Below are 11,127 nucleotides of genomic sequence, written 5' to 3'. Positions count from 1 at the left end.
CGTGCCGCCGAAGAAGGCGACGGCGGGCCAGCCGGCCACCACCACGCGGAGCGGGGCGGGGACGTGCTCAAGGTCGAGGAGTCCTGCCGTGGCGACGTTGGCTCCGAGGGAAGCAGCCAGGGCGACGAGGAACCAGAGGCGCGGCCCTCCGGCAGGTTGTCCGGCGCGCTGCTGTTCGCGCATCCGGCGCCAGGCCGCGACAAGCAGCAGGTCGACGCTGACCGGGTAGGCCCACGCCTTCCATCCGCCCTGCCCTGCGGCTTCGGCAAGGTCGTGCAGGTGGGAGAAGGAGAGAGCTCCCGCGATGACGGCTTGCACGATCACGGGATCGAAGCGGGCGAGGTGGGCGCGCATCGGTGCGGTTCCCTTCCGGTGCGAGGCATGGGCGGGGTAGGGACACGGCGTGAGGCGGTCACGCCAACCGTGGGGAGCGGGTGAGTTAGTCGGTCACCGGTCGGGCGACGGGCCCCGTGGAGGGGACGGCTTCCACAGCGACGGTCGAGGCCGCCGGGCGGAACGCGTCGAGGCGCGGCAGTTCCGGTTTACGGGGCCATGATCACTCGCGCCAAAGCAGCTCCAGCCCAAAGCCGCTCCACCGATCGCGAGCGTCGGTGCGGGGCATCGACGCCATTCCTAGAGAACGAAGATTCCTAGGAGCAACCTTGGGGTATCACTGCCCGCAACCGGGATGTACCCGCTCAAACGACCGAGCGGTAATCTGCGTTGGGCACTCGCACGCTCCAGCGCCTTCGAACGAACGTGGAGCTCGGGCCTGCCACCACCGTGCGGTCCGTGGTTAGCCCGACGTAGCTAGGAGTTACCTGGATGAGCTTCACGTTCAAGCTAGTTGAGTGGCACAGTGCGGTCGGAGATGCACCAGGAGCCTATTTGCTCCCGGAACAATGGGATGATTCCGGATTTCAGACGCTATTCGAACTGAAGACACGCATCGCCCAAGGTGGTCGACTTGCCAAGATAGGGCGCCTCCGAATTGCGCACCCCGGAATGCAGAGCGATGACCTGCCAGGCATCTTCTCAACCCGCGAACAACTCGACGAAACATTCGATCGACTACCTCAAGGATATTTCAGTCTTGGCGTCGACGATTCCTACTACTCCCGCCTAAACGAGCTGCCGAATGAAGTCCGCCACAACCTCTTCCGCGGGTTGAATGACCTAGCATTTAACACTCATCTCTGGCGTCGGGTTCGAGATTCACCCGTTTTGAAGCAATCCGTCATGCGCGGAATTGAGAACCGCGAGGCAGAGATCGATCGCCTAGCCAAGATCGCCTATGGGCGAGCCAGGACAGTTCGATATGAGTGGAAATTTGAAGCCAAACCAATTGGCGCCTCGAATTCCGTTAATCTGCGCTTTAAGGTGGACCCCCACTCCGATCCGCCATCAAATGTTTACGCGCTGATCGGTCGCAACGGTGCCGGAAAAACTAGAATCCTGCATCAGCTAGCGAGCAAAGTTTCCAGAAGCGCGGCAATTATCTCGGAATTGAGCGATGACACTGCGGAGCCAATGAATGTCGTCGCCGTATCATTCAGCGCATTTGACACTCTCTTCGCCAGCGACACGCGCACTTCGACACTGCTCCCGTTTAAATACGTCGGGCTTCACGCAAGCGGGAATAGAGGAACTTTCCTAAAGCCAGAGGAAGATCAAAAGCGGGAGTTTCTAGAAAGTTTTGAAGTCTGCATGATTGGCACGAGACGGCAGCTATGGCTGCAAGCTATGCAGACCCTCAACTACGCAGGATCTGGATTCCTTGAGGGTCGGGAGGACCTGCTGTTGCAAGTCAGTGAGGGCGAGCCGATCAATGAGGTTGCCGCAGAAGCCGAGGAGTTGCTAGAAGAGCTAAGCTCAGGACACAGAATGGTCTATCAGACGATGACCCATCTGGTCGCAAGCGTCACGGAACGGACTCTCGTCCTTATCGACGAACCAGAAACGCACCTTCACCCACCCCTACTTTCAGCATTGGTCAAGAGCATCTCGGATCTTCTCCGGGACAGAAACGGCATGGCTCTGCTCGCGACACACTCTCCTGTGGTTCTCCAGGAGATCCCCCGGAAGTGTACTTTCGTACTCCGCCGGCATGGCCGAAGGCTGCGGGCTGATCCCCCAGAGATCGAGACGTGGGGCGAGAACGTGGGTGATCTAACTCGCTCCGTATTCCACCTTGAGGTAACCGCAACTGGATACTACCGGCGGCTAGCCGAAATGGTTGACTCCGGGGCAAGCCATGAGGAAATTATCGACCGGTTCAATTCAATTGGAACGGAAGCACGTGCTCTTTTGCGCGCCCTGATCGCTGAGCGCCGCTCTGAACTTGAGGGCTAATGCTGCAACTTGACATTCCTGAGGTTACTGTCGCAGAAGCCGCGGCAGCGGTGACGCTACGAATGCGACGTCAGCCACACTCCAATAGGATTGACGCAAGAACGTCTGACATGAATACGGCAGAGATGCTGTACCTCGCAGCTGGGCGTGACGGAACGCTGCACGATCTCAACAGACAACTTCCTGCAACAGGGAGCGACGGAGAGTACCTAGAATTCGCGTACGACGGCGGCTTGGTCACTAGCAAGGCCGGCCGTGATATATATGATCAAATCCTGGCGGGTGCACCGTACGAGCGTTGCCCTTTGTGCGGGCGAGGTATCGCAACAACTCTCGACCACCAGCTACCTAAGAGTGAATACCCAATTCTAGCGATCACTCCAGCGAACTTGGTCCCGGCATGCAACAAGTGCAACCAGAGGAAGTCCAGTAAGGATCCCGCAGATGAAACCGAGACGCTCCTTCATCCCTACTTCGACAGCCTTGGAACCAGTCAATGGCTGGAAGCAAGGATTCACGAAGATTCGCCAGCTCGTGCCGAGTATTTTGTTAGACCGAACGGCAATTGGAGCACTAATTTCACAGATCGGGTAGTACGGCACTTTACGTTTTTTGGGCTGCGCCGCCAGTACGCTCTTGCTGCAGCAGGAAAACTCGCGACTGACAGAATACAGCACTTCGGCCTACTCAAACGTGCCGGGCCAGATGAGCTGCGCCTGCACCTACAGGAGGCCGCGGCGGGATATTGGTCGACTGCGGGAAATACGTGGGAGGGCGCTCTCTGCAACGCCTTGGCTAATAGCCAATGGTATGTAAACGGTGGCATGAATGAAATTTAAGGTTCGCCACCTGTATGCGAAGCCTCACATTACTTTCTCCAGCTAATCGGGCTAGCCGAGGAGAACGGGGACTGCGGCTTAACCACTCCGTCCACTCAATTATTTGCACCCGATAGCTGTTACCTTTAGCATCCCTGCTACCTATATTTTGGCGGCTTGAACCGACTCAGTCCAATGCTGTCTTGTGGCATCCCAAGGCTTCTTTGAGCGAGCAGCGTCAGGACGCTGCGGCCCGTTCCCAAGGGGAGCGAAGAAGCCGAATGGGCGAGGGCGACAGGAATAACGGCGTTGGGATACAACTGGGTCTGCATGAGATCCAATGCCTCAAGGGTCATTCTGAGCGTTGGATACGACTCATATTTTTCGGATGGAACCTGGATGAAGTCGCCGGCGCTATCCCGTCGAGGTTTCTCGTATGGATGCCCCCCAGGAACTCGCGGAACCGTCACGACAAGTGACTCGCCGGTACTCGTCTTGTAGATGAATCGGCGACCGTAGAACTCATCTTTCCCATAGTGATGATCGGGTTTCTGATTCGTTACATATCGATTGATATAAGGAGTATCCAGCATCATGACGTGGCCGTTTGGGATGTGACGCTCAACTACACGTGCGTGATCGGCGAAGCGGCCGGACTTCTCAACTCCAACCAACAGAGGAGGCGCGATGTCGCGCCGATCCATGGCAACACAGAGTTGAGTCCAATATTCGAGGAACTTGGACTTCATGGGTGCAGCAGGACCATAGACAGCCAATGGGCCATCAGTAATAAAGATCCCTTGTGACAGCATCCGGGGTTCCACCCGATAGAAGCCGTCAATGTAAGAAATAAGCAGCAGACGTTCAGCTATGTTCATGGCTCGCGTAAGAGTGAGTGCATTCTCCCCATCGTCAGTGAACTCCTCGTATCCGCGAAGGACATCTGTTGGGTAAAGCTTCTCCATGCAGTCCGGATTCGCACATACGCCCCCTGAGGCCGTTACTCTCTGGTCTGACGCTCCGCAGGCTGGGCATTTGCTCAGGGTTAGAGACGAAGCCGGAGCACCGGGTTTGCCGTGGATAGTCATGAGGGCATCGGTAAGACTGAATGAATTACCGAAATCAGTGATCTCTGACTCAGCGAAACTCCTGTCGAACTCTGCGCGCCAGGAGTCTCGCCCAGTGACCCCTTTGAGGAAGACGTTGGACCCGGGGAGGACGCTGTTCACCGTCTGCGTTATCTGTGCACGTTCCAGCTGACGCGCATTAACAAGGCCTGAGCTATTGGCTCCTAGGAACTTCAAGATATCGACGTACACGCCGGCGATCTGAATGTATCCCACACGGACCGATGGGTACCCCGGGCGAGCCTCAACTTCCTGGTTGGAGCCGTCAAAGGCAATGGCAAATGTTGGTTCGGGGCGGTCATCTCTGTTCAGATTTTCGAGTGAAGTGAGCCTTTCTGTGATATGAGCAGGATCACCTACCTCAAGGGCCGGGGTTTTCCAGCGCTCCATCGCCTCGCTGATCGCGGGACTGAGCGCAGTTTGCACATGGCCAATCCGTGAGGCCCGCTCTTGCTCATAAGACATTTCATCACCCTCAGGGATTGATAGGAGGAAGACCAGCCGCCTCGCGCGCACGGTTGATCATGGCATGGTCAAATTTCGCGATCTGCACCGGAACGATATACTTCCCTGAGAATGTCTTCATTCTGGCGTATCCGCGATCCTCTACTTTCCGCAAGCCATCGGCAAAGACGGCAAAGTCGTAATAGTGACTCAGTTCGCGCGTCTCATTGTCAGAGTTCAGATGTGCCACGACCCAGTTCGAGGTGTTTGACAGAATTCGCTTGTCAATGCTCGTCACCTCTTGCGTCGCGTACACCAGGCCCATTTCGTACTTTGCAGCTTCTTTCGCGAGGCGCACCCAGGGGTCGTCCTTTACTGTGGACTTTCCCGCCTTAGTTCGATCAAAAAGGTTGTGAGCCTCTTCAACTACGATCTGAATTGGCGCATTTGGCAAGTTTGCCCTGAATCGCTGATTGGCGCGATCGATAAGCCGGAAAACCAGGCGCTCAGATAGCATCGTGATGACTCGATCACTCCCGACGGAGAGGTCAATAATCACCAGCCTTCCTGCCACCAGATCATCCCAAACTTTGTCAGTTAGATCACCGCGACTCGCGGGGTCATGAAAGTCAACCAGTGTCCTAATTCGGTTAAGTACCGCGCTTCCTACCCTAGCGTCCAATACGGCCAGCACTGCCATAAAAGGATCGCAGTTTTGCCACGTGGCGGCATTCACTTGCTGATACTGGGACGGAACATTGTCGTTAACGACTTCTGCTATGCGTTCCGATAGCCACGTGACAACCGTCTTAGCCTGCGCGGGGGAATGGACAGCACAGAGACCATTTTTGGAATTTACCAACTCGAGGATGCCCGGTCGGTCATTTTCAAACGCGGCCCGGGTGGCCTTATCCATCTTAAAACGGAGAGTAAAACCCGGCGCAGACCCGGGGTAACTCGCCTTGGCAAGCAGGGCATAGAAGGCAAGTTTGCCCCTTTGGACATCGCAAAGAGTGTCATAATATTCGCGCTCGCCAGCAGGTCCGACGGGATAATCGTCACGATCGGGTTCCAGCAGCCGAGCTGTCTTGAACGCGTTAGCATAGGACGCGCTCATGTCCGCAAGTGAATCCCCCAGCATCTCCCACACCATGGGAAACTCATTCGTGTCATGAAAGTTCACAGCCAGGGGGAATTCCTGGCTATCATCGGGATCGGGCTTCATCTTGTAGATCCGGACGCGATCCCCGCCGATACCCAGCAACCGAAGGCCAGTTTTGTCCTGCTCGTTTACGTTGGCGTATTCACCCTGTGGATCAAAAATAAGCTGACCGATATTCTTTCGAGTGCGCGCTGCATGCTCGAAGACGGCCGTGCAAAGGGTCTTATTGGTGTTGGACTTACCCACACGTGTCATACCGAGGACCGCGGTCTTTCGCGAGATGAAGTCGGTCACGCGAACCTTCACGGGGACATTGTCCATCTTTGCGGCTACCGAGCGGCGGCGCGTGGAAGAGAAACGAACAACGCCGATATCGATCAGGTCAGGCTCTTCCTTTTTCTCGATCTCTTCCGATGTTTTGTCAGGATAAGATGCGATGAAGGAGAGAACTTCCTCTGAGGGGAGGTACACAAAATAGCGGGCACCCGAGTACACGTTGTCGATATCGGCGCCCCACTGTACGTACGGCTGACGTGCGACCAAATCCGGGTAGAAAGTTCCAAGTACCTCGCAGTCAAAAGCGGACATCTCGATCTGGCTGGAGGTCAGGTTATCGATCACGGCTTCTGGTCGCTGATCGCGAACATCTGCGGTGCGCATAGCCGCGAGCCGCGTGGCGATCAATTCGCTCTCATTGGGCAGCGCAGCGGTTCCCCGGACGCGGAGCAAGATAACTTCATCTTCGTCTAGCGGAGCATTCGTCTCTTTAGTGGGCACCGTGGCTGCCGCCAGGAGGAATCCGTTGCGCGGGATACCGCCCGCTTCCCTCTTTACGAAGTCGTCGGTGATGACGATGGCCTTGTCATAGTCGAGGTGGTAGATCCCGCCCAGCCTCTTGGCGCCATCGAGTAGCGCCGTCAACGGGTTTCCGCCAGCTGTGGCTGCTCCAGCAATACCCGATAGCCTGGTCATGTGCTCTCCCCTAGAGCTAGGTCCGGCCTGCCTGCCAGACAGAAACGCGCCTGCGCGGGTGTGCCCTGACGCCGGCATAGCGCACCTGTGCCTGCGCCGACTTCACATCGAACGCAGAGGGCCCCGGTTGAGGTTAGTCCAACTCGCGCTAGTTGGGGGGCTCTTTTAGATCTAGGACCCTGTAGTCGTCTGAGGGCGGGATCGTTGGGAGGTTCGTCACGAGCAACTCGTCCTTGACAGTGCGCTTTTCGGAACCCGCCGCGGTGTACCTGTGAGAGACGTGCAAGGTCGTCTGCCCCTGCTGACCGCAGTAGAGGTCGCGTACCGCTCCATGGTCGTCGTAAGACAGTAGCCAGCGATAATGAGTGTCTGCCAGCAGAGCCGATGCGAGGGCCCCGTGCTCCCCGCTATCAAACGACCACTCGTACAGCCACAGGGCCTTGTCTACGTACGGTGGATCCAAGTAGACGACCACTTCGTGATCTTCAAGGAACCCGAAGCGTTCGGAGACCCTCTGTAGAGTAGTTCGCCAGTCAGCCTGCCAGACATCCAGCAGACGTCCTGTCGAGGCCAGTTCGGCCACCCCGTTGATCCTTCGTGTCAGGCCCTCCAGGCCGAACCGGCAGTCAATCGTGTACTTCGATGTTTGAGCCCGCCCGCCGATGGGTCCCGCCCTGCCGTGGAGGATCCCCGAGAAGGTCGTGCGATTCAAGAAGAGGCACTTGAGAGCACGATCTCGTCGGCTGCGAGGGCTGGCGGCACGCCAACGGTCCCACTCCTCGACCGTTATCGTCAGCTCATGCATGGAAGAGATCAGCCACGACGCATCGAAGGCGGCTGTTTTCCAGAAGGCGGCAACCAGCGGGTCGACGTCTGCCAAGATGCCGTGCTCAGCTACTCCTGCGCCGAGTAGCCTCAAGGTCGTCGTCGCCCCTCCGCAGAATGGCTCCACGAGCAGGCGCGGCGGGGGGATGTTGGCGGCGATGAGACCTTCGATGACAGGTACCAACTGGCGCTTGGCGCCCGGGTATCTGAGAGGGCTGATCACGGAGCGACTGAAAAGTGACTGATCAACAAGGGGCTCAGGCTTGTCCAGCACCGCTTCCGACGGCCACGAACTGCGACGACGTGTGACACCTCGCTTTATCCCCATCGGATCCTCTCTACCTCCATGCCCATGACGAACCAACCAGTCTCGTCGACACGATTACTGTAGCGGTCTTCCAGCGTTCCCCCAGGTCAGATGCTCAATTTCGCGGCCGCCTTGCATCTCCAGGCGGCTTCGTTGGGTGTCGCAGCCTCCGAGCTCCGCAGCCAGTACGCGGCGCGAAGCTCTTAGGCAGCCTCCTCAAACCACGCGGAAACCGCCCCGGCGACCCGCGCCGGAGCCGAACTTTCCCCTTCTGCAGATGAGAGAGCTCCCAAGGAAGGTGACCAGGTCCCGTGGACTACCTGTGGACTGAGTTCAGCCGATTGGCTGCCCGCCTAGCCCTGACCAGCAGCATCTTCTGAGATCCAGGCGGCTTCCGGATCCGTGTGCTACTCAGTCGGCAAGCAAGAAGACAGCACGAAGAAGAGACAGCGTGCTCGGAGCAGACCGCCCACCAGCTCTCGCCGGCAGCGTCCAACACACGAGCGCTCCACATTGCAGGCGCGGAGCACGGTGCAGCCCAAGAACACTCACCCCGCCTCGATGCTGTGTCCATGCTGTGGTGGTCTTCCGTCCACTGGCCCGACCACTGAAGTCTCATGCCCCACATAGAGGCCAACGTTCGAGCAGCATCGCTACGTACGTACCAGAAGTCTGCGACCGAAGTCATGAAGCATGAGTGTCTAACTGCGTGACAACGCCGACGAACACCAGCGGACGAGCGCGAACGTCTGCGGACCGTCAGCGCAGGTGAGAGGCCCACCAACCCAAGGCACCATCCCCACCCAAGTTGCTTCGGGACGAAGAGGTCGTGGGTTCAAATCCCGCCACCCCGACAGCTGAAACACAAGGTCAGGGGCCTGATCCGCGAGAGCGGGTCGGGCCCCTGAGTGGTTTCGGGGGCCCTCTTGGGAGCCGCCTTCCGAGTTCGGGTCCCTTGAGAGCGGAGCCGAATCCGGAGAGTGGCCAGCCATCGCCTGCGGCGCTCCGCCGAAGGCACCGCCGTCACACGTCATCGCTCAGCTTCTGCGCCCGGCCGCCGTCACCCCAGCACCGGCAGTTCCTCGGATCGCCAGGCGCACGCGGGACATCGACGTCTCCCCAACACACGACGACGTGATCTCGAAGGAAGCACTCGGCCGCACTCATGGCACTCCACCGACGGGCATGCGCCTGCTCCGCTTCGTGGCGTATTCCGTGGCCGCCGCGAGCAGTCCAGCCCCAAGCACATGGGTCTGGAAGACGGGCAGTCTCGGCAACCCAGCCGTGCCTTTCCACCGTGGTCTTCCCTGGTCGCCACGAGCCGTCGTCGATCGCGCCGGCAAGGGCGGAAGGCAGACGGGCGGGCAGGCAGCGGGACTTGCGGCGCTAAGTAGCGGCTGATCCAAAGTGGGCGCACTCGGATCACCGAGCCATCCACCTGCCTACGGTCAACATGTCTCGTGGGCAAGAGAATCGGAGAAGTCATGGCCAAGCGCCTCAACTCTGTCGTTGTTTCCGACGCTCAAGCACCCTGCCCGTCAGAGCCGTCCTCGCGCCCGCCCACTTTCGAGCTTCGTTGCGGCCCCTTGCACGTGACCCTTGATCGCGCACCGGTCAAGTCGCTGGCGCTCGTGAGCACGATGGCTTTCGTTGCCATGGCAGTAGAGCACTGGCTGCGCTGAAACCCGTTCAGGGTGTGCTCCTCGAAGGGGAGCACACCCTGAACGTCTTCCTGCCGCTCGGGGCCGCGAGCCCCGAGCGGCTGACCCTGGGCCCGCTGCTACGGTCCCCCGCATGACGCAATCGGCCCCCGCTGTTCGCTCTGTCGACCTCCGAGTCGAGCCGGTCGACAAGGTTCTCGAGCGCGTCACGCGATCCCTTCAGACCCGACTGGACCCGGGTACGGCAGTGCGCAAGCGCCGGTCCGTGGGGGCCCGCACGGGCCGGGGCACCTGGGTACGGGTGGAGCGGCGACCGGTCGACAAGATCACCGACCAGGGGTGGAACGGTACGGAGAGCGCTGCCCGGCTGGAAGGCGTTGCCCAGCCCGCGTGGCGGGGGTGTGTGGTCTGGCGGGACGCGGGCGAGCCGGTGATGTGGCGGGCCGACGAGACCGACCTTCTTTCTGGTACGCCGATCGGGACCGCCGTCCCGGCTGAGGAGCCGACGCTGTCGGAGGAGTGGTGGCGGGCCTTCGGGGATTCCCTGGACGCGCTCGCGCGGAACACGACGAGGCGCGTGGCCACTCCGGACACCGTCACGATCACGCAGGAGCTGGTCAGCGAGTCGATCCGGGGCACATTCCCCGAGGTGATCGACACGGCCGTCGCGCGATGGGCTCCGGCGCATGCCGACCTGAACTGGGCCAACATGAGCGCGCCGGCCTTCTCCCTCTTCGACTGGGAGGACTGGGGAAACGCCCCCCAGGGCCTCGACGCCGCGACGCTCTGGGCCGCCTCGCTCGCCGTCCCCGCTCTGGCCGACCGCGTACGGCGTGAGCGGCGGCACGACTTCGAGAGCCGGGACGGCAAGCTGATGACCCTCTTCGTATGCGCGAAGATCCTCGGACCGGACGCCCACCCGGAAGACCCCAGGATCGAACCCGCCCGGCACCGGGCACAGCAGGTCATCGCGGAGCTTCAGGCGGGCTGACCGATCAACCGCTCCCAGAGAATTCACCCAGATCAGCCAGATCGTCCGTGCCCACGGCCAGGGTCCCGACACGGGGGGAGGCAGTACCTGGCGACGGCCCCGGTCTGGATCACCGGGCGGATGCGTTTCCGGTAGACCTCCCCGGTGACGGCGGTGCTGGAGTGGCCGACGAGCCGGGAGATCTCGTCCAGCGGGATACCTCGATCGGACAGGATCGAGACGAAGGATGTCCGGTCTCCCCGGTCGCCCACTCGTGCGGGGCGATCTCGGTTCCGGGCACCCGAGCAGCCCGCGCGAGGAGCTTCCGGAGTTCGCGGCGTCCGGCTCCGTGCCCACGGAGGAAGCGGAGACAAGCCCGCTCCCCCTTTCACTGATCACCGGCGCCGTCGCGGTCGTGGCGATCCGCTTGTGGGGTGGGCCGTGATCCGCGGGGCGGGGTCTGGGGGTGGAATCGTCCGAGGGGAGGCC

General features: G+C 60.0%; 7 protein-coding genes and 1 pseudogene. 3 read left to right on the top strand and 5 right to left on the bottom strand.

The window, feature by feature from the left end; genetic code table 11:
* Window positions 1-354: DUF2637 domain-containing protein (locus tag ACF089_RS25580; RefSeq protein WP_392030848.1), on the bottom strand; the 354-nt coding region annotated here is incomplete at its 3' end.
* A gap of 471 nt (window positions 355-825) precedes the next feature.
* Here ACF089_RS25580 and ACF089_RS25575 point away from each other — a divergent pair.
* Together ACF089_RS25575 and ACF089_RS25570 are read left to right on the top strand one after the other, a co-directional pair.
* On the top strand, window positions 826-2,352 hold the full coding sequence (locus ACF089_RS25575; RefSeq protein WP_392030845.1) for an AAA family ATPase: 1,527 nt from the start codon (window positions 826-828) through the stop codon (window positions 2,350-2,352).
* 110 nt (window positions 2,353-2,462) lie between these two features.
* Window positions 2,463-3,191 (top strand): HNH endonuclease, encoded by a 729-nt coding sequence (locus ACF089_RS25570; RefSeq protein ID WP_392030842.1) that lies wholly within the window; start codon window positions 2,463-2,465, stop codon window positions 3,189-3,191.
* Window positions 3,192-3,328: 137 nt separating this feature from the next.
* On the opposite strand, the gene ACF089_RS25565 is transcribed toward ACF089_RS25570, so the two are convergent.
* From ACF089_RS25565 to ACF089_RS25555, 3 genes are all read right to left on the bottom strand, one after another.
* Window positions 3,329-4,762 (bottom strand): hypothetical protein, encoded by a 1,434-nt coding sequence (locus ACF089_RS25565; RefSeq protein WP_392030839.1) that lies wholly within the window; start codon window positions 4,760-4,762, stop codon window positions 3,329-3,331.
* A 10-nt stretch (window positions 4,763-4,772) separates the two neighbouring features.
* On the bottom strand, window positions 4,773-6,875 hold the full coding sequence (locus ACF089_RS25560; protein ID WP_392030837.1) for a helicase HerA domain-containing protein: 2,103 nt from the start codon (window positions 6,873-6,875) through the stop codon (window positions 4,773-4,775).
* Between the two features lie 148 nt (window positions 6,876-7,023).
* On the bottom strand, window positions 7,024-7,923 hold the full coding sequence (locus ACF089_RS25555) for a DNA adenine methylase (RefSeq protein WP_392030834.1): 900 nt from the start codon (window positions 7,921-7,923) through the stop codon (window positions 7,024-7,026).
* 1,878 nt (window positions 7,924-9,801) lie between these two features.
* Here ACF089_RS25555 and ACF089_RS25550 point away from each other — a divergent pair.
* Window positions 9,802-10,659, top strand: coding sequence for a hypothetical protein (locus ACF089_RS25550; RefSeq protein WP_392030831.1), 858 nt, complete (start codon window positions 9,802-9,804; stop codon window positions 10,657-10,659).
* A 32-nt stretch (window positions 10,660-10,691) separates the two neighbouring features.
* Here ACF089_RS25550 and ACF089_RS25545 read toward each other — a convergent pair.
* Window positions 10,692-11,019, bottom strand: a pseudogene (locus ACF089_RS25545) (hypothetical protein); the annotation flags it as partial.
* Window positions 11,020-11,127 lie beyond the last annotated feature (108 nt).

The organism is Streptomyces sp. NPDC014894 (assembly GCF_043080985.1).
GTDB lineage: Bacteria > Actinomycetota > Actinomycetes > Streptomycetales > Streptomycetaceae > Streptomyces.
The sequence above is the reverse complement of the archived record's forward strand: the minus strand, read 5'-3'. Positions and strand labels throughout refer to the sequence as shown.

Excerpts from the sequence above, each read along its gene's own strand:
- ACF089_RS25575 (WP_392030845.1), top strand. The coding sequence starts at position 826 with ATGAGCTTCACGTTCAAGCTAGTTGAGTGGCACAGTGCGGTCGGAGAT.
- ACF089_RS25570 (WP_392030842.1), top strand. The coding sequence starts at position 2,463 with ATGAATACGGCAGAGATGCTGTACCTCGCAGCTGGGCGTGACGGAACG.
- ACF089_RS25565 (WP_392030839.1), bottom strand. The coding sequence starts at position 4,762 with ATGTCTTATGAGCAAGAGCGGGCCTCACGGATTGGCCATGTGCAAACT.
- ACF089_RS25560 (WP_392030837.1), bottom strand. The coding sequence starts at position 6,875 with ATGACCAGGCTATCGGGTATTGCTGGAGCAGCCACAGCTGGCGGAAAC.
- ACF089_RS25550 (WP_392030831.1), top strand. The coding sequence starts at position 9,802 with ATGACGCAATCGGCCCCCGCTGTTCGCTCTGTCGACCTCCGAGTCGAG.